Source organism: Bacillus sp. ISL-34 (assembly GCF_018613325.1).
Lineage (GTDB): Bacteria > Bacillota > Bacilli > Bacillales > DSM-1321 > Peribacillus.
This window is the reverse complement of sequence record NZ_JAGGQJ010000003.1, coordinates 1-19391: the sequence shown is the minus strand read 5'-3', so window position 1 is coordinate 19391 and position 19391 is coordinate 1. Positions and strand designations below refer to the sequence as shown.

General features: G+C 40.2%; 19 protein-coding genes. 13 read left to right on the top strand and 6 right to left on the bottom strand.

Annotated elements, in window-relative coordinates:
- Window positions 1-13 precede the first annotated feature (13 nt).
- From opp4A to J7E52_RS02710, 5 genes are all read left to right on the top strand, one after another.
- Window positions 14-1780 (top strand): oligopeptide ABC transporter substrate-binding protein, encoded by a 1767-nt coding sequence (gene opp4A / locus J7E52_RS02730; protein WP_214743603.1) that lies wholly within the window; start codon window positions 14-16, stop codon window positions 1778-1780.
- 104 nt (window positions 1781-1884) lie between these two features.
- Window positions 1885-2073: a hypothetical protein gene (locus J7E52_RS02725; RefSeq protein WP_095390035.1), complete on the top strand. Its 189-nt coding sequence runs from the start codon at window positions 1885-1887 to the stop codon at window positions 2071-2073.
- A gap of 32 nt (window positions 2074-2105) precedes the next feature.
- On the top strand, window positions 2106-2243 hold the full coding sequence (locus J7E52_RS02720) for a hypothetical protein (RefSeq protein WP_214743602.1): 138 nt from the start codon (window positions 2106-2108) through the stop codon (window positions 2241-2243).
- A 92-nt stretch (window positions 2244-2335) separates the two neighbouring features.
- Window positions 2336-3382 (top strand): M42 family metallopeptidase, encoded by a 1047-nt coding sequence (locus J7E52_RS02715; protein WP_214743601.1) that lies wholly within the window; start codon window positions 2336-2338, stop codon window positions 3380-3382.
- Between the two features lie 193 nt (window positions 3383-3575).
- A complete protein-coding gene (locus J7E52_RS02710) occupies window positions 3576-3716 on the top strand; it encodes a hypothetical protein (protein WP_214743600.1) in 141 nt (46 codons plus the stop codon).
- Between the two features lie 206 nt (window positions 3717-3922).
- Here the strand turns inward: J7E52_RS02710 and J7E52_RS02705 are convergent, their stop codons facing one another.
- Window positions 3923-4345 (bottom strand): pyridoxamine 5'-phosphate oxidase family protein, encoded by a 423-nt coding sequence (locus J7E52_RS02705; RefSeq protein ID WP_214743599.1) that lies wholly within the window; start codon window positions 4343-4345, stop codon window positions 3923-3925.
- 185 nt (window positions 4346-4530) lie between these two features.
- On the opposite strand from J7E52_RS02705, the gene J7E52_RS02700 reads away from it, so the two are divergent.
- Both J7E52_RS02700 and cphA read left to right on the top strand, forming a co-directional pair.
- Window positions 4531-5346, top strand: a complete 816-nt coding sequence (locus J7E52_RS02700) for a cyanophycinase (protein WP_214743598.1) — start codon at window positions 4531-4533, stop codon at window positions 5344-5346.
- Window positions 5343-7964 (top strand): cyanophycin synthetase, encoded by a 2622-nt coding sequence (cphA, locus tag J7E52_RS02695; protein ID WP_214743597.1) that lies wholly within the window; start codon window positions 5343-5345, stop codon window positions 7962-7964. The genes J7E52_RS02700 and cphA overlap by 4 nt, the downstream gene beginning before the upstream one ends.
- Window positions 7965-8057: 93 nt before the next feature.
- On the opposite strand, the gene yidC is transcribed toward cphA, so the two are convergent.
- On the bottom strand, window positions 8058-8843 hold the full coding sequence (gene yidC / locus J7E52_RS02690; protein ID WP_286197393.1) for a membrane protein insertase YidC: 786 nt from the start codon (window positions 8841-8843) through the stop codon (window positions 8058-8060).
- A gap of 28 nt (window positions 8844-8871) precedes the next feature.
- The gene (locus tag J7E52_RS02685; protein ID WP_048687259.1) at window positions 8872-9159 is read right to left on the bottom strand and encodes a hypothetical protein; all 288 of its coding nucleotides are present in this window, start codon (window positions 9157-9159) and stop codon (window positions 8872-8874) included.
- Between the two features lie 304 nt (window positions 9160-9463).
- On the opposite strand from J7E52_RS02685, the gene J7E52_RS02680 reads away from it, so the two are divergent.
- On the top strand, window positions 9464-9931 hold the full coding sequence (locus J7E52_RS02680; RefSeq protein WP_214743596.1) for a hypothetical protein: 468 nt from the start codon (window positions 9464-9466) through the stop codon (window positions 9929-9931).
- Window positions 9932-10226: 295 nt separating this feature from the next.
- Here J7E52_RS02680 and J7E52_RS02675 read toward each other — a convergent pair whose 3' ends face one another.
- Window positions 10227-11048, bottom strand: a complete 822-nt coding sequence (locus J7E52_RS02675; RefSeq protein WP_214743595.1) for a glycerophosphodiester phosphodiesterase — start codon at window positions 11046-11048, stop codon at window positions 10227-10229.
- A gap of 174 nt (window positions 11049-11222) precedes the next feature.
- On the opposite strand from J7E52_RS02675, the gene J7E52_RS02670 reads away from it, so the two are divergent.
- A complete protein-coding gene (locus J7E52_RS02670; protein ID WP_214743594.1) occupies window positions 11223-12539 on the top strand; it encodes an MFS transporter in 1317 nt (438 codons plus the stop codon).
- Window positions 12540-12593: 54 nt separating this feature from the next.
- On the opposite strand, the gene J7E52_RS02665 is transcribed toward J7E52_RS02670, so the two are convergent.
- A complete protein-coding gene (locus tag J7E52_RS02665; RefSeq protein WP_286197391.1) occupies window positions 12594-13010 on the bottom strand; it encodes an organic hydroperoxide resistance protein in 417 nt (138 codons plus the stop codon).
- 189 nt (window positions 13011-13199) lie between these two features.
- On the opposite strand from J7E52_RS02665, the gene J7E52_RS02660 reads away from it, so the two are divergent.
- From J7E52_RS02660 to J7E52_RS02650, 3 genes are read left to right on the top strand one after another with little or no spacing between them, the layout of a single operon-like run.
- Window positions 13200-13583 (top strand): GntR family transcriptional regulator, encoded by a 384-nt coding sequence (locus J7E52_RS02660; protein ID WP_214743592.1) that lies wholly within the window; start codon window positions 13200-13202, stop codon window positions 13581-13583.
- Complete coding sequence (locus J7E52_RS02655) at window positions 13580-14479, top strand: ABC transporter ATP-binding protein (RefSeq protein WP_214743591.1); 900 nt, start codon at window positions 13580-13582, stop codon at window positions 14477-14479. The genes J7E52_RS02660 and J7E52_RS02655 overlap by 4 nt, the downstream gene beginning before the upstream one ends.
- On the top strand, window positions 14454-16421 hold the full coding sequence (locus J7E52_RS02650) for a DUF6449 domain-containing protein (protein WP_214743590.1): 1968 nt from the start codon (window positions 14454-14456) through the stop codon (window positions 16419-16421). The genes J7E52_RS02655 and J7E52_RS02650 overlap by 26 nt, the downstream gene beginning before the upstream one ends.
- Window positions 16422-16521: 100 nt before the next feature.
- On the opposite strand, the gene J7E52_RS02645 is transcribed toward J7E52_RS02650, so the two are convergent.
- A complete protein-coding gene (locus J7E52_RS02645; RefSeq protein WP_061462203.1) occupies window positions 16522-16725 on the bottom strand; it encodes a cold-shock protein in 204 nt (67 codons plus the stop codon).
- Between the two features lie 876 nt (window positions 16726-17601).
- Here J7E52_RS02645 and J7E52_RS02640 point away from each other — a divergent pair.
- Window positions 17602-19176: a peptide chain release factor 3 gene (locus tag J7E52_RS02640; RefSeq protein WP_076366909.1), complete on the top strand. Its 1575-nt coding sequence runs from the start codon at window positions 17602-17604 to the stop codon at window positions 19174-19176.
- Window positions 19177-19391 lie beyond the last annotated feature (215 nt).

Here is a 19391-nt window from a genome sequence, read left to right as displayed (position 1 = left end):
GGGAGTGTATGATATGAAAATCAAAAGCTACAGTAAGGTATTAAGTGCATTGGCCATTTCGTCTCTACTGCTTGCTGCATGTTCGGATGATACGGAGAAATCGTCAACGAAAGAGAAAAAAGGGAAAGATGTCGAACAGGTCGATACCTCTAAATTCCCGACAAAGACGACGAATCAAGGAGAGCCGATTGAAGGCGGCCATTTGACATATGGTTTGGTATCCAACACACCGTTTGAAGGAATCTTGAATAAAGTTTTCTATCAAGGAGAACCGGATCACCAAATCATCACATTCCTGGATGATGAAGATTTATTGGATACAGATGAAAACTATGTTTATACGAATGAAGGCGCCGCTTCCTATGAGCTTTCGGACGATCATAAAACGTTTACGCTGACGATTAAGGATAATGTAAATTGGCATGATGGAAAGCCTGTGACAGGTGCCGATTTGGAATATGCATATCTTGTGATTGGAAACAAGGAGTACAAAGGTGTACGCTATGATGAACAAATGGCTTTAATCGAGGGTATGGAAGAGTATCATGAAGGGAAAGCGGACAAGATTTCAGGCATTAAAGTCGATGGCAAGAAAATCACTTTCACTTTCAAAAAAGCGAATCCATCCGTCACGACCGGATTATGGTCATACCCGCTTCATAAAGAATACTTAAAAGATGTTCCGATTGCAGAGTTGGAATCTTCGGATAAAATCCGCAAAAACCCGATTGGCTTTGGACCATTCAAAGTGAAGAAAATCGTTCAAGGGGAAGCGGTCGAATTCGAAGCGAATAAAGATTATTACCGCGGTGCGCCTAAATTGGACAGTGTCACATTAAAAGTCGTGAATCCGTCTGTAGTCGTTAAATCACTAGACAATGGTGACCTCGATGTAGCGGAGGTCCTGCCTGAACAATATGAACAGGCCAAGGAATTGGACAATGTCGAATTATTGGGGAAAGTTGAATTGGCTTATTCCTATATTGGTTTCAATTTCGGTCATTATGATAAGGAAAAAGAAGAAAATGTTATGGATGATAATCCAAAATTCGAAGACAAACGCCTTCGTCAGGCAATGGCATATGCCATCAATAATGAAGAAGTTGGCGAAAAGATGTTCAAGGGCCTTCGCTTCCCTGCCAACTCTGTCATTACCCCGAACTTTAAATATAACAATAAAGACCTAAAACCATATGAATATAATCCTGAAAAAGCTAAGGAACTTTTGGATGAAGCAGGTTTTGTAGATACGAATAACGATGGCATTCGTGAGGATGCAGATGGAAAAGAGTTCAAAATCAATTTTGCTTCCATGAGCGGTTCCGATGTTTCTGAGCCACTGGCAAGGTATTATATCCAACAGTGGGAACAAGTGGGATTAGATGTAGAATTACTGGATGGTAAGCTGCATGAGTTCAATTCATTCTACGACCTCCTGAAAAAGGATAATGACGAAGTTGATGTTTATTCAGCTGCATGGGGTGTCGCTTCCGATCCGGATCCATCAGGTATATGGTCAAGGTCTGCAGAATTTAACTATACCCGCTGGGTGAATGAAAAAAATGATGAGCTTCTTGCTAAAGGGATTTCAGAGGAAGCCTTCGATGATCAATATCGAATCGATACGTATAATGAGTGGCAGGAATTGATCCATGAAGAGGTTCCGGTCATTCCGACATTATTCCGTTATCAATTGAAAGGAGTGAATGAACGCGTTACAGGTTATGATTTTCTTGCAGCCCGCCAATATCAATGGCATAATGTCGGGGTAACCAAATAATTGATGACTATCGGCTGCCTTTATGGCGGTCGATTTTTTTTGCGTTTCAATGGAGTGGATAAAGGTTATATAGATAATAGTAAGTAATTGGAAGGGTGATATTGATGGAAGTGAGAAATCCTAATGAAACAAAGAGAGAGTTAGAAATATTGTTTACTGAATCGGTTGGCCGTTTACTGAAACCTCTCGAAGAGGAAATCATTGCAGACATTGCAGCCTATCCAGACGAAAAGAGAATTGCCTTCTTGGAATATATGAAGGAAATGTCCAACAAACAAAGACAGTTGAAGTAAGTTGAACTTTCATCATGAAGGAGGTTTTTTTTATGAGGAACGAAGATATGGACAGATACAAGGTATGGCGCGATAAGTGGAAAAGAAGAGTGAATATGGAGAATTTAGCGTTATATGGAATTTCAACATTAGTTATGGCCATCTTGCCTGTCCTGGCTTTTATGAGTTAAATCGATTAAAGGACCGCCTTTTGGCGGTCTTTTAATATGTTAAAAGTTGCCACGAAAAGATATAATGAACTAAGAGGAAAGGAGAGATATGCATGAGTGTGATCGAAGAAAAGGAAATCGTATCTTACATAAAAGAATTGGTGTCCATACCCAGCCCCTCCGGCTATACGGAGCAAGCCATTAAATACGCGGCCGATTTCATGGAGCAGAGGAAGGTTCCTTACAAGATCACGAATAAAGGGGCATTGCTTGCTTCATTAAAAGGCGAAGATGATGGCAAACATCGTTTGCTGACTGCCCATGTCGATACTCTGGGGGCCATGGTAAAGGAAATCAAATCGAATGGCCGCCTTAAATTGACAATGATCGGCGGTTTCCGCTGGAATTCAGTGGAAGGGGAGTATTGTAAAATCCATACGGCTGATGGCACCATTATCACCGGCACCATTTTAATCAATCAGACCTCTGTCCATGTATATAAAAATGCCGGGGATGCCAAGCGTGATGATGAGACAATTGAGGTCCGGATAGATGCTATCGTGAAAACTAAAGCGGAAACCGAGGCCATAGGCATTTCTGTTGGAGATTTTGTCTCCTTTGAACCAAGAGTGGAAGTGACGGATACAGGCTTTTTGAAATCAAGGCATTTGGATGATAAAGCTAGCGTTGGCATCCTCCTCCATATCATTGACCTCATTTCCGCAGGAAAGATAAAAGTTGCATATACGACCCATTTCCTGATTTCAAACAATGAAGAAATCGGCTATGGCGGTAATTCCAATATCCCTGAGAAAACAGTCGAATATCTAGCTGTCGATATGGGCGCGATCGGTGATGGACAATCGACGGATGAATTCAGCGTTTCCATTTGCGCAAAAGACTCCTCGGGTCCTTATCATTATAAATTACGTCAGCATCTAGTCTCACTTGCCCAAGCAAATGCTGTCGACTACCGCGTCGATATATATCCATATTATGGATCGGACGCTTCCGCTGCGATCCGGGCAGGATATGATGTCGTTCATGGGCTGATCGGACCGGGGATCGATGCTTCACATGCCTTCGAGCGTACACATGTCTCTTCATTAAAGCATACAGCCAATCTGATTTTGCATTATATCCAATCAGAATTGGTATAATCGTGAAAAAAGCCCGCACTCCTATCATAGTAGTGCGGGCTTTTAACTGTTTTTTATATTTTTTAGCGATATTTTTTTAGTATAGTCATGTGTTTTTAGTGTAATACTCGTGAGTTATGGTGATTTACTCGTGAATTTTGGTCAAATACTCGTGAGTTATGATGCTTTACTCATAAATTTTGGTGTTTAACTCGTGATTTGGCGTAATACTCTTAAGTTTCAGCGAATTACGCGTGAATTCGGTCATTTACTCGTGAGTTATTGTGCTTTATTCGTGAATTTGGACGTTTTATTCGTGAATTCGGTCGTTTTACTCGTAAATTTTGGTGTCTAATTCGTGATTTGGCGTAATACTCGTAAGTTTCGGCGGATTACTCGTGAATTTCAGTCATTTACTAGTGAGTTTTGGTGATTTACTCGTGAATTTGGTCGTTTTACTCGTAAATTTTGGTGTTTAACTCGTGATTTAGCTTAATACTCGAATTTTGGTGCTTTACTCGTGATTTGGCATAATACTCGTGAAGAACAAAAAATAAAGATTTATAATGATAATTCTTGTGGAGGTTCACCGTTGTTGTTCATCAACCGAATGCTTTCCGGCTTAATTTGCAGGATTAAATAATTTGGATCTTTCGGCCCTTCGAACCAATCTTCAAATGATTCATTCCATAATTTATCCTTCAGTTCCTGCGAATCGTTTATTTTTGAGGTACCTGAGATTTCCAGGTAAGAGTCGCCCAATCCTTCATTATCATAGCCGATCAGAATATGGACATTAGGATTCTTTTCAATTTCATCAACCTTTTCCGTTTTTCCACTCGTTGGTGTGTATAAAGTTAAATCATCGTTAAAAAATGTCATATAGCGTGAATGTGGTTTGTTGTTTTCAACTGAAGATAAAACTCCTATTTTATGATCACGGATGATGTTCAATACTTTTTCTTTTATTTGGTTTTGGCTCATTTTTGCACACTCCTTTTATTTTTTTTTACCTATTACTTTTCCTCTCTTTTCATTAAGTTAAACAAAATTCTGCAGTTTGCCATTTTTTTGAATGAAGACTGATAGAAGTTGCCATACTAGTCATTATGTGTTCTGTTTTGAGCATTTTCATGATGTTAATCCATTTGTAAAGGTGAGTATGATGAATGAACTGTGGTGAATTACTTATCATTGGCGGGGCAGAGGATAAGTGCCTTGAAGGTGAAGTATTAAATAAATTTGTCGAGCTTGCAACCCGTAATAGTAATGGCGGAATAGGGATATTGCCTACAGCGAGTGAAATTCCTGAGGAAGTGAGTACAGAGTATATCAAGATTTTCAGGGATTTAGGCGTGGACAGGGTGGAAGTGATCAAGCTGGATTCCAGGCAGGATGCAGAAGACCCGGCAATTTGTGAACAGCTGCTATCTTTTTCCGCCATCTTCATTTCAGGGGGAAACCAAAGCCGATTGTCTGAACTTATTGGAAAAACCAAATTCCACGATGCCCTTTCTAAAGCCTGGCATAAAGGAATGGTGATAGCAGGGACAAGTGCTGGAGCTTCCATTTTAGGTAAGCATATGATCATTGCTGCCGACACGATGCTGAATGACAATAAGTTAAAGGTTGAGATTGGGGTAGGTTTCGGCTTCCTTGACGGTTTGATAATCGATCAACATTTTTCCCAGCGTGGCCGCTTTGACCGCCTGTTAAGTGCGATAGCGGGGAATAAGGAAATTATGGGTATTGGCATTGATGAAAACACAGCAATTTTAGTTAAAGATGGTCATTTTGAAGTAGTTGGCCAACATCAAGTATTGGTTCTTGATGGCAGCACCAGTGATTATATCAATATCACATCTTCTGATAATGGCAGTGAAGAGTTGACTCTTTCGGGATTTAACCTTCATGCACTAACCAGGGGATACCGTTTTGACCTGCTTACAAGGAAATTGTTGATGAAAAAGGGGATCCAACAATGATAATCAATCGAGTCCGTTATTTAAAAGGACCTAATTATTTTGCTTATACACCGACGATTTGCATTGAATTGGATATAGGGGAACTGGAACAGAAACCATCTGATTCAATACCTGGATTCAATGAAAAATTGTTAAATGCGCTCCCGAACTTGGGAAGTCATACATGTTCAAAAGGGTATCGAGGCGGTTTCGCCGAAAGGCTGAGAAAAGGAACATGGATGGGACATATATTGGAGCATATGACGATAGAGCTTCAAAACTTGGCCGGAATCGAAGCCATTCGTGGAAAAACGATAATGATGGAAAAGAAGGGTTTTTATTATGTGACCTTTGATTATCAGGAGCCTCACTCAGGTCTTCAAGCTTTTTTAGCAGCAAAAGATATCGTGGAAGCCATCCTGAATGGTGAAAAACATATAAATCTACAATCTTATGTAAAACAAATAGAGCAGTTATATTATAAAAATAAACTGGGGCCAAGTACCGAAGCCATTTTTAAGGCTGCACAAGCAAAAGATATCCCTGTCGAGAGAATAGGTGATGAAAGCTTACTGCGTTTAGGAACCGGTACAAGGCAGAAGTATGTCCAGGCGACAATTTCTAGCCAGACTTCGAATATTGCCGTTGAGAATTCATGTGATAAATCATTGACCAAATCAATTTTAAGAGGGTGTGGACTCCCTGTACCTGAAGGGGAAGTTGCCCATTCCATTGAAGATATCTTTGCCTCGGCGGACAGGCTGGGTTTTCCGCTCGTCATTAAACCGTATAATGGGAGACAGGGGCAGGGTGTCATCACCCATATCAAAAATAAAGATGAACTATTCAATGTAATCAATTGTTTGGAGTCGCATGTGGAGAAGTACATTGTCGAACGGCATATTGAAGGACATGATTATCGGTTACTGATAGTCAACGGTGAACTTATCGCCGCTAGTTTGAGGCTTCCTCCCTATGTTATTGGCAACGGTAAGGAAACGATACGCAAATTGATAGAAAAGGAAAATTATAATGATTTGCGGGGAGAAGGACATGAGAAGCCGATGTCAAAAATCCCACTAACACATACTGTGACGTGTTACTTGGAAAAGTCGAACCGGACGCTCGATACGATTCCTAATCAAGGGGAATTGGTTCAAGTTGTCGGCAATGCAAATCTTTCGACTGGTGGAAAGGCAATCGATGTAACGGACCAGGTTCATCCCACCATTAAGAAAATGTCGGTTGCTGCCGCGAAAGCGATCGGTTTGGATATAGCCGGAATCGATTTTATCTGTGAGGATATATCAAAACCAATCGAACATTCACGGACTGCGATTATTGAAGTGAATGCTGCACCGGGAATTCGAATGCATCATTATCCGAGCGAAGGAAAAAAAAGGGATGTAGGCAAAGCCATTGTCGATTATTTATTTCCGTCTCGGGAAGAGGCGGCTATACCGATCATCGCAGTGACCGGAACAAATGGAAAGACGACAACGACCCGGTTGGTTCATTATTTTCTTTCTAATGAAAAAACAAAGGTGGGTATGACGAATTCCGATGGAGTATATATCGGCGATGAGGTATTGGATCAAGGTGACTGCAGTGGCCCTGTCAGTGCAAGAATGGTATTGGCCCATCCTGAAGTTGATGTAGCCGTATTGGAAACGGCCCGGGGAGGAATTCTGCGTGAAGGTCTTGCTTTTCGTAAATGTGATGTGGGGATCATTACCAATGTAAGTGAAGATCACCTTGGCCGTGATGGAATCGATACTTTGGATGATCTCATTAAATTAAAGAGGCTGGTAGCCGAAGTCGTAATGAAGACAGGCTATTGTGTGCTGAATGCAGATGATCTGAATGTAGCTGCCATGAACGCTTATACAGATGGAGAGGTCATTTACACCTCTACTGATGCCACCCAGCCTCACGTAAAGGCTGCGATAAATGGGGGATGTAAAGTTTGGTACGTCAATGAACAAGGTGTTATCTGTCATTCATCTGATGGTGTCATCCATCAATTTATGGATTGCACCAAGATTCCAATAACGATTTCCGGCACGGCACGTCATAATATCGCCAATTTACTTCAGGCGTTAGCCGCAGCCGGAACACAAGGCATTTCCATGGAAGAACTAAGAAGGAAGGCTGCCACATTTATGCCTGATACGAATTTGTCCAAAGGACGTTTCAATTTAAAAAAGTTGAAAGAGCGCACGATCATCATCGACTATGCCCATAATGAAGCAGGTTTGAAGGCCATATTCGAAACGGTCAGTGCCTATCACAAAAATCGTCTTATCACTGTTTTGGCAGGACCTGGGGACCGTATTGATGAAGAGCTTATCAGGCTCTCCAAGGTGGCGGCCATGAATTCTGATCTGTTCATCATTAAAGAAGACGATGATTTGCGGGGAAGGGAGCCGCTCGAAGTAGCCGGGCTGCTTCAGGAAGCTGCGATTGAAGCAGGGTTACATAAAGATCGGACATTCATCGAACCTAATGAATTGGATGCATTCGTAAAAGCCTGGGAAACATCACAACCTGGTGACCTATTATTGTTCTTTTACACGGATTTTGAATATGTAGAGAGGTTTTTCGAAAAGGTTTCAACAAATCTATTGCCGAAGAAATAAAAAAGTGCATTTCGCCCTGAAAATTCACTTTCCATCAAGGCAAGCAAATATCACGAATTCAGTGAAGTGTAAAAAAAAGCTAATCCAAATGGATTAGCTTTTTTTCATAACCGTTTCATTTGCAGCAGGGACAACGGCATGGTCTTTTTTATATATTCGCTGAAGCACGATGGACTGAACAATCATGAATATACCACCGATTGACCAATATAGCGGCAATGCAGCAGGTGCGGAGAAAGAAATGAATAAAATCATTGCTGGTGAGAGCAGGCTCATCATCTTCATTTGTTTCTGCTGTTCCTCCGGCATTTGTCTCATGGAAATGACCGATTGGAAGTAATAAATGACACCAGCAATAATCGCCATGGCAATATTCGGCTGGCCAAGGCTGTACCAAAGGAAACTATGGGTCGCAATTTCATGTGAGCCTTGAATCGCATAATAAAAGCCCATTAGAATCGGCATTTGAATTAAGAGCGGCAAACACCCCATGTTTAAAGGATTGACTCCATGCTTTTGGTAAAGCTGCATCATTTCCTGTTGAAGGGCCTTTTGTTTAGCTGGATCTTTCGTCTCTTTGATTTTCTGCTGGATTGCAGCCATTTCCGGTTTCAGCCCATTCATCTTCGTTTTCATGCTGAGCTGTGTTTTGTATTGCTTGGCAGTCAGTGGAAGCAAGACAAGGCGAATCAAAAATGTCATCATGATGATGCTTAAACCATAGTTGCCATTAAATAAATCAGCATTAAATTCCAGCATTTTTGTCATCGGGTTAACTAAAGCAGTATGAAATGGACCGCTCGTTGCTGCTGAGCATCCTGTCAATAGGGTCGTTGCCAGAAATAGGATGGCAATTAGAAACATGTTTTTCTTCTTCAATTTAATTTCCTCCTCAAATTGTTAGTGGTTAAACAACGAGAAGGAGGCTTGGCTCATCGGAATCATCTGGTGAATCCTTTTGCCGGATAAATGTGAAAAAGCGCTGTGCACCGCGCCAGTCAAAAATGCTGCCCGCATGAACAGGGGACTTACTTTTATCTGTATGAACGGAAGCTTGGTATTTGTCGTTCAAGAGCGATTGCTTTTTATTTAAGAAGTAAAACGCAGCCAGTGGAAAGACAAAGGTAAATAAGTAACCTGCCCATACCGCATGGCGAACGGTCTGATAATCGAATTCTAATAATAATTCCCACATAGGAATCCCTCGTTTTTTCTAAGATAAGAAAATTTGGCCTTCAAAAATGATTCAGGGCCAGAAATGACTTATGATCTTATTGAGTTTAAATCATTAAGAACACTATATCAAATTCTAGTGCAAGAAAGCTAAAAAATATAGGGATTTTTTCAAAAAATAAACAGGGAATATTTTCTGATGCATTATTTTCCGATTAAAGATTCTGTAGAACCCAGAAAAGGGCCAGTAATTCGGAACGAAGATGCACACATGGTCGATCGTCTACATACGGATAAAAGGAAGTTCAATTATGAGGTGAAAAAGTATGAAACCATACGATTCATTCGATCAACAGAACCACTATAACGGTACAGAAAATATATATCAAAATGCACATCTCCAAAACATGGATAATGATTTCTTGGCAGTGCCATATCCATCTGAAAACCAGCTAAAGAATGCAAGGACTCCTCCTGGCCCGCCTGGTCCGTCCTACGGAGGGGGCCAGCCGCCGCCACGGCCGCCGCACGGAGGAGGTCCGCCTCATATAGCTCCGCCATTATTCACTCCACAACTTCACGATGGAATGTATAAGGCAATGGACACTGGCTCAATGAAAGGGTGTTTATACAAACATACGTATGTTTGGCTTAAAAATGGCCGATCATTTTGGTTTTATCCCACATATGTCGGCTATAATTCCGTGGCAGGTTATCGATGGAGACGAAGTCAACAGCGATGGGCCTATTATGGAACGGACGCGCATGAGATACAATTCTTTCATTGTTATTAAAATAACAATCCGCATTAGCGGATTGTTCAGTTTGTGGACAAAAAGGGGCCGAAAAAAAAGGAGGTTCAAAATGGTATCACCCCGAACCATGATTATAAATAGAAGACCTAGTTTTATATGGATGTAAGCCTCAAAGAAATTAGCGGCACTCCTGCCGAATAACTGGCTAGTCGAGACCCCGCTAGATGCTTGCTTTGATGAGGCTTGGCAGATAGTCGGCGGAAAGGGGGAGCGGATTTCTAAAATCAACTGTAGCGTTTTAAAGAAAAAATAGTAAGCAAACTCTTTCAAAGTTTCAATCAAAGAAATAATCTGGAAAATCGGAAATGATCCCATCTAACTGCATCTTTTTGAACATGCGGATTTGTTTTTTATTGTTGACGGTCCATGTATATACTTTCATCCCGTGCTTTTGGATTCGCATTTGCAGCTTCGTAGTCAAAATCGTTTGCTTCGGATTCAAAAATGATGCAAACTCGGCAATCTCTTTTAACTTTTGGTCATTAATTCGCCGTTTTATCAAAACGCCCACTTGTATGTCCGGCATTAATTGATGAAACCTTTTCATGGATTCCATATCGAACGAATGAACCATTATCCTATTTTTACTTGTTGAATATTCTTGGAATTTTCCTAATTCCTCTGCAAGTTTCTGTTCAATGCCGGGATAAGCAGAAGGATGTTTTAATTCGATTAAGATTCCAACTTCAGAACCGAAATTCTCCAATACCTCACTTAGTAAAGGAATCCTTTCGTTTTTATAACGAGAATGATACCAGCTTCCTGCATCCAGTTCCTTTAATTCGGCAGCCGTGTAATCACGGATGTTTCCTTTGCCGTTTGTAGTTCGATCCAAAGTGGGATCATGATGAACCACAAGTACATCATCTTTACTAAGATGGATATCCACTTCCAGGTAATCAGCTCCCAATTCAATTGCTTTATAATAAGATGCCATTGTATTTTCGGGGCAATATCCAGATGCACCGCGATGTCCAATTTTAAGGGGGGAATGCTGCATTATGAAGTCCTCAGGGAAAACACCCTTTGTTCGCTTAGAATAGATAGCGAACAGGACAAGTATGGTTACCAAGATAATAAGAAAAAATGCAATCATTTTACACACTCCTTTTAGGCACATTAATTAAAATTAGGACAGCCTCATTTCACAATTTTACATGTTAGGCAGGAAAAAATCATGTTTTACACAATGTTATAATCCCGACTTAAAGGATTTATTGGAAAGGTATGGAATACATATAATTTAAGTATCAATAAGGGGGGAAAGCAGATGGAATTGCAGGTGAAACCGAAGTCTAAAAAATGGAGGGGGAATTTTGGTTTATATTTTTCCCTGCCCATTCTCTCTTGGGCGTTTTACGATTTTGCCAATACGATTTTTTCTTCTAATATCAATACGATTTTCTTTCCATTCTTCCTCCAGGAACAGATTGGGGAAAATGCCGTTCTTGATCAGATTGCGAGTACCTTCATCTCCTACGCAAATGCGATTGCCAGTTTGTTTCTTGTTTTGTTTTCCCCGCTGTTCGGTGTCATGATCGATCGAACGGGAAAAATGAAAAAATACATTATAATTTTCACACTCATTTCTGTTGTATGTACATTTTTAATGGGGGTATTTGGAGGGGTGCCGTTCGATGGGAAGCTTCTTGGCATTCCAATTTCCTTAGCGATCGTCATTCTTTTATTTGTGATAGCAAAGTTTTTCTATCATTCGAGTCTTGTTTTCTATGATACGATGATGAGTGATTTAGGCACGAAACAGCAATTGCCGCTTATATCAGGATTTGGCGTGGCGGTAGGTTACCTTGGAACGTTAGTGGGCCTGTCGATCTATCCATTCATAAGTAAAGGGAGTTCACATGAAGCCTTTATTCCCACGGCCATTTTATTTCTGGTTTTTTCCCTTCCCTTATTCTTCTTTTTAAAGGAGGCTCCAAAACAGCAAAAAGCGAAACAACCTTTTTTATCCGGTTATAAGGAAATTAAATCAACATTTAAAGAGATGCAATCCTATCGATCGGTTTTTACATTCATGATTGCTTATTTCTTTTTGAATGATGCAATTGCGACCACTATCGGCATGATGGCCATATATGCCAAGACTGTTGTTGGATTTTCCTCAAGCGGATTCATTTTGCTTTACTTGGTTTCGACAGTATCGAGCATTGCCGGATCGTTTCTGTTTGGATACATCACTCAGTCCAAGGGACCGCGGCTAGCTGTGACATATGTGGGAGTTCTGCTCTTGGTTGCTTTATTTATAGCGGTCTTCGCACAAACCGCTCTTTGGTTCTGGGTTGCAGGGAGTATGTTCGGCATCTCGCTAGGTTCGATGTGGGTGACATCACGGACATATATCATTGAATTGACCCCAGATGAGAAGAGGGGGCAATTCTTTGGACTATTTGCATTCTCAGGAAAAGTCTCTTCAATAATCGGTCCGCTTTTATATGGAACGATAACGTTGGTATTCCATGACCTCGGTACATTGGCGAGCAGGATGGCATTGGGGTCATTGATCATCATGGCGGTAATAGGTCTGGGCTTTCTATTAAAAATGAAGCGATTGGAAGAAGTGAAATAAGCAAAAAGGGAATGGAGCCGGCCTTAATGCCGCATCCATTCCCTTGCATAATCTTTATACCATAATCAAGGTGACATCGACGTTCCCGCGAGTTGCTTTTGAATAGGGGCAGGTCATATGTGCCTTTTTGGCGAAGTCTTCAGCTTCTTCCCTGCTTAGGTCGGGAATCGAAACATCCAATCTTACAGCCAATTTAAATCCACCGTCTTCCTCATCTTTACCGATCGTGACATTTGCCGTCACGGATGTATCGACTTTTTTCTTTTCTTTTTGCAGAACAAGATTCAAGGCGCTGTCAAAACAAGCCGCGTAACCGGCTGCGAATAACTGTTCAGGGTTTGTAGCGCGCTCACCGGAACCTCCTAATTCCTTCGGTGACCTCACATCGAAATCCAGAATCCCGTCCTCTGATTTAACATGTCCTTCACGACCACCCTGTACGGAAACTGTAGCTGTATATAATGGTTTCAATGAAAACAACTCCTTTGTCTATTCTTACTATCATTAGTTCCCTCCTGTAAGTCTTGTTAAACAAAATGAAAGCGAGTTTATGGAGAGTATAGTTTGAAAATGGTTTTAAATTGGTTTTAAATTGGAAGATATTGTTTTATAATGTACTGTATTAGGAGATGTAATACACCCATGCAAGGAGGGTTTTTGATGTTTGAGTTGGATGTTCAAAATGGAAAGCCGATATATGAGCAATTGATGGATAAGTTAAAGGAACTCATGATTAATGAAGTTTTACAGGAACATAATCAGCTCCCATCCATACGAATATTGGCTCAGGAATTGACCATCAATCCAAATACGATCCAGAAAGCGTACAAGCAGCTTGAATCTGACGGGTTTATATATACATTACCAGGCAAAGGGAATTTCGTGGCACCTCCTAAATCCTTGAAAAATTCATTGAAAGAAGAAAAGATCAGAAACGAGCTTTCAAAGGTACTCGCTGAAGCTCTTTATATCGGAATCGATAAACATGAAATTTATAGATTGATAAAGGAAATCAGTCCATTGGCAAAGGGGGGAGATTCATGATTGAAATAAAACAAGTGAGTAAATTATATGAAGGGAAAGAAGCGATCAAAAACGTCACCTTGGTCATACAAAAAGGCTCCATATTCGGGTTATTAGGTTCAAATGGGGCGGGGAAAACGACTTTATTAAAAATGCTTTCAGGCAATCTGATACAGGATGCAGGTGAAGTTCTAATTGATCGATCATATGTGTTTGAAAACCGTGAAGTGAAAAATCGTTGTTTCTTCCTTCCTGATACGCCTTATTTCCTGGCTAACTATACGATCATGCAAATGGCAGGTTTTTATAGCCATATTTATAGTGAATGGAATCAAGAACGTTTCTATCAATTACAGGAAGTATTCCCGATACCCGTACAAAATAAAATACATAAACTATCGAAGGGGATGCAAAGACAGGTTGCTTTTTGGCTCGCACTCTCGACGATGCCGGAAGTTCTCATCCTGGATGAACCGTTTGATGGGTTAGATCCGGTCATGCGTAAAAATGTGAGGCAGTTATTGATTCAGGATGTATCGGAGAGGGATATGACGATTTTACTTTCGTCCCATAATCTCCGGGAAATTGAAGATTTAGCCGATCATGTAGGGATTTTGCATAGAGGTGAGCTTGTGATCCAAAAGGATTTGAATGACCTAAAAGCGGATGTACACAAGGTGCAAATCGCCTTTAAACATAAAATTCCCCACGGTTTATACCGCGGAATTCAAATTCTTAACAAGGAAAGACGCGGCAGCGTGATCGTTTGCATCGTTAAAGGTAAAGAATCCATCATTAAATCGCACTTTAATCAGTTTCAGCCAGAAATATTAGACATTCTCCCCCTTACTCTAGAGGAGATATTCATTTATGAAATGGGGGATATTGGTTATGTCATCCAGAATAACCTGGTTTAATAGAGAACTGATCATCTATATTTTCAGAAGCACTGGCTGGATTGGGTTCCTGTATCTCGTCGGCCTCATATTTGCGCTGCCTCTGGAAATGTTAGCGATTGTCTTGAATGAGAACAATGAATATTTGGAATTCGAAAACCTTTTTTCCTGTCAGCAGATGATACAGTTTGTCTTGGTCATCGTTATTCCAGTATTACTTGCCATCTTCCTTTTTCGCTTTTTACAAATGAAACAAGCCTCAGACTTTATTCATAGTTTACCGATTACTAGACGCAGCATCTACATTCATATGATTGGGACGGGAATTGGCTTCATGGGTTTGCCGATTTTACTTACAGGTTCAATATTGATATTATTCCACTCGGCAATTGATATAGAAAGGCTATATACCATGCCGGATATATGGTCTTGGATGGGGACTACATTTATTTTGGATGCTTTGATCTTTTCTGTTGCCGTTTTAATTGGAATGGTGACGGGATTATCAGCCTTTCAAGGATTGCTGACCTATATTTTTCTTGCTTTGCCGGTGGGGCTGTTTATTTTGTTTGCAGCAAATGTGAAGTTTTTGGTAGCAGGATTTTCTGCAGATTATTATCTAACCGCCAATATGAAGGGCATCTCCCCCTTATTAGCAGCAACGGAGATGGAAAAAATCAGTTTTTTCTCTGTTAATACTTTAATTTATAGTATATTTACCTTTCTTTTTCTGATTAGTTCTCTTTTTCTCTATGAGAGGAGAAAACTAGAGCATGTATCGCAGGCATTTGTTTACCCGAAGATTAAGCCGTTATTTAAATTCGGCCTGACATTATGCGTGATGCTGTTTACAGGGCTTTATTTTAGCGAAACGACAGGCGAACCTGGGTGGATTTTCTTCGGATATACAGTCGGTTCTTTGCTTGGATATTATTTAGGGGAAATGGTCCTGCAAAAGACTTGGCGAATACGGATCAACCTGAAAGGTTATGTAGCATTTATAGGGGCTATCATTGTGCTGGCACTCATTATAAAATTAGATCCCCTTCAGTATAAGGCCAAGATTCCTGATAAAAAGATGATTAGCCAAATTTATATTGGCAATTCTCCTTTGTTTTTTGAAGATGATGACACGTCGGATAACGCTTCCAATTACCTTAAAGAGAAGGAAAATTTAGAAGCGATTAGGTTATTGCATCAGGAAATTATCGATAAGGGTAAAAAGGTTTCCATTGGTGAAATGAATGATGGACAATCCGTATTTCTAATGTATGAACTCAAGAATGGAAAACGGTTAGCAAGGGAGTATCATTTGCAAAACTACGACTCATACAAGCCGCTATTGGCGAAAATTTATGAGTCGAATGAATATAAAAAAATGGTTAATGAGTTATTGAATGTTTCTGCTGAAGACGTATCTAAAATCAAGATAACGGCGAGCGGACAAGTGGACAAATCAATAACGATCACGGACTTTCAACAGCTGGAAGCTGCTGTAAAGGCATTGTCGGAGGATTTGAATAATCAATCGTTCGACCAAATGACATCTTCTTTTGGTGATTATGCCTCCATCGACATTCTCTTGAATAATGACCAAACCATTTATATGAATTGGGACTCTTCATATACTCAGTTTTCAAAATGGATGGAAAGTACCGGACAATCGGAAAAAGCGCGGTTAATGGTTGATGATATCTCTTATATCCTAGTTGCGAAGACCGATTCGAAGGTTTATCATTCGTATTCTGAAAGTGAAATTGCACAGCAGATTGAACAACAGCCAAATCGCTTGAAAATTAAGACCGCTTCGGAAATCGAGACGGCCATTGATAATGCCCAGATCGATTGGGGCGGGGAGTATTCAGCTGCCTTTTATTATAAAGAAAGCAGAGATGTGGATATCAAGAGTTTTTCTGGCGAACATGTTCCCGGCTTCATTTTCGATCATTTTAATGAAAGATAACGTGAATATGCGGCTTGTACACATATAAAGGAAAGGATGCCGCCCAATATGGGCGGCATCCTTTTGCATTTTCTATCAATTATGTTTGTGTATCTATGCTTTAGAGTTTTACGACGTTTTTAGCTTGAGGTCCGCGGTTTCCTTCTTCGATTTCAAATTCAACCTCTTGACCTTCATCAAGACTTTTGAAACCTTCTCCTTGAATAGCGGAAAAATGTACGAAAACATCGTCTTCGTTTGGTACTTCGATGAATCCAAATCCTTTGTCACTATTGAACCATTTCACTTTACCTGTTACTGTCATTCGATGAATCCTCCTAAAAAGTAAAAAAATATTAATGGTGATGATTTTACCGTGATGGAAAAATCAATTTCACACATTATCCAGCACCCACATTCAAGTTAAAATTATCATACGAAGATGCTTGATAATATGTGAAAGCCTACAGGAAAAAATAACCCACTAACCTCTCGAGAAATTTCCAGTTTTTTAGTGTATACCCATCTTTATAAAGGATAAAACAAATGGAAGTAATTTATACATTCCCATTTGGGAAAATAATATTAGACAGGTTTTGTAAGGGGAAGTATAACGGTATTGTCGCACAGGAGTTTCCTGGATTGAAATTTGACGGGGATGATATGTCCAATAGGAAAAGCTTTTATGGTTGATGATTAGGAAAACAATGTGGCATTAAAGTTTTTCACGAAAATAATCGGGTATAGGATAAGAAAGAAAGGACTGATGAAGAATGAAGAAATTATTAAAAAGGGCCCTCATTTTTGCTGCTCCAATCATATTCAAGGAAGTAAAAAAACGCTGGAAGAACAAACGGAATCAAAATGCGATTAAAACTGCAAGGTAAATAACTTAAAGCATGAATAAAGAACGATAACCATATGGATTAAGATAAGGGGCGCTGATTAAGCGTCTTTTGTTTTGCCATGGTGATTCATTCACCTCTACATCTTTCCTTCATATCGTGTTAAAATAGAAAGGTTGATTGAAATGAATGCAGAGTAGCCAATGCTTAAGCCTTATGATATATTTCTTCTTACATATATTGTGTATGATCATGATTTTTGCATACAAAGAAAGGTTGCCATTCCAATGTAAAAAATACAAATGAACCCCCAATAAATTTTTTTTTGATGACTCCAATTATGAAAGGAACATTTTATGACTACTTTAAAAGACGAGGTTCAATCCCGACGGACCTTCGCAATCATCTCTCACCCGGATGCCGGGAAAACGACTTTAACAGAAAAATTATTGCTGTTTGGCGGCGCGATCCGTGATGCCGGAACAGTTAAAGCTAGAAAAACAGGGAAGTATGCAACAAGTGACTGGATGGAGATTGAAAAGCAACGGGGAATTTCCGTTACATCTTCAGTCATGCAATTCGATTATGATGATTTCCGTGTCAATATTCTCGATACACCAGGTCACCAAGATTTCAGTGAAGACACATATCGTACACTGATGGCTGTTGATAGCGCCGTGATGATCATCGACTCGGCAAAAGGTATCGAGGATCAGACGGTTAAATTATTCAAAGTATGCAGGATGAGGGGTATCCCGATTTTCACTTTTATCAATAAAATGGACCGACAAGGTAAAACGCCGCTAGAATTGCTTGCCGAACTCGAAGAGGTATTAGGTATAGAAACATATCCAATGAACTGGCCGATTGGGATGGGAAAAGACTTCGTGGGAATTTACGACAGGTTTAATAATCGGATTGAGCAGTTCAAAACTGAAGGGGAAGAGCGTTTCCTTCCATTGAATGACGAAGGTGAACTCGAAGTGGATCATAAACTTAAGGATTCCCAGTTATATGAGCAAACTTTGGAAGAAATCATGCTGTTGACGGAAGCGGGTAACCAATTCTCTGAAGAAAACATTGCGAATGGAAAACTTAGTCCCGTATTTTTCGGGAGTGCTTTAACGACATTCGGTGTTCAGACGTTTTTGGATGCTTATCTGAAATTCGCACCAGCCCCACAAGCACGGATGACAACATCAGGTGAAATGGATCCTGTCAGTAATGATTTTTCTGGTTTCATTTTCAAGATCCAGGCTAATATGAACCCAAAACACCGTGACCGGATCGCTTTCCTTCGCATTTGCTCCGGTAAATTCGAGCGCGGAATGAGCGTCAACTTGAGCAGGACAGGGAAACCGATCAACCTTTCTTCTTCTACTCAATTCATGGCTGATGATCGGAACACAGTAAATGAAGCGGTAAGCGGAGATATCATCGGTTTATATGATACCGGTAACTACCAAATTGGCGATACGATTACAACAAGCAAAGACATGTTTCAGTTTGAAAGGCTGCCTCAGTTTACACCGGAACTATTCATGAGGGTAACAGCTAAAAACGTCATGAAACAGAAACATTTCCATAAAGGAATTAACCAACTTGTACAAGAAGGGGCAATTCAGCTCTTCAAAACGGTTCGGATGGAAGAATATCTGCTTGGTGCGGTTGGGCAGCTTCAATTCGAAGTATTCGAGCATCGAATGAGGAACGAGTACAATGTTGAAGTCGTGATGGAGCGCATGGGCAGCAAGATTACACGCTGGGCTGAAGATGAAAAGCTTGATGAAAATCTTCATAGCTCAAGAAGCATCCTTGTTAAAGACCGGTTTGATAAATATGCATTCTTATTTGAAAATGAGTTTGCACTTCGTTGGTTCCAAGATAAAAATCCTGATGTGGAATTATATAATCCAATGGATTTGAAATAATGGAGAAGCCCGTGTTATATACACGGGCTTCAGTTTGTAGACAAAAGGGGTTCGGAATTAAAAAATTCCGAGCCCCTTTTGAAATTTCCTTTGAATTTTGGCCCAAGGTTGAGAGATTAGGGCTCTACGAGCCCTCTATGTTAGGCCATTTTTGGACCTTGCCATGTCCAATTGGCCATCTTCTTTAAATTAATGCAGCGAAAGTAAGCATCGCC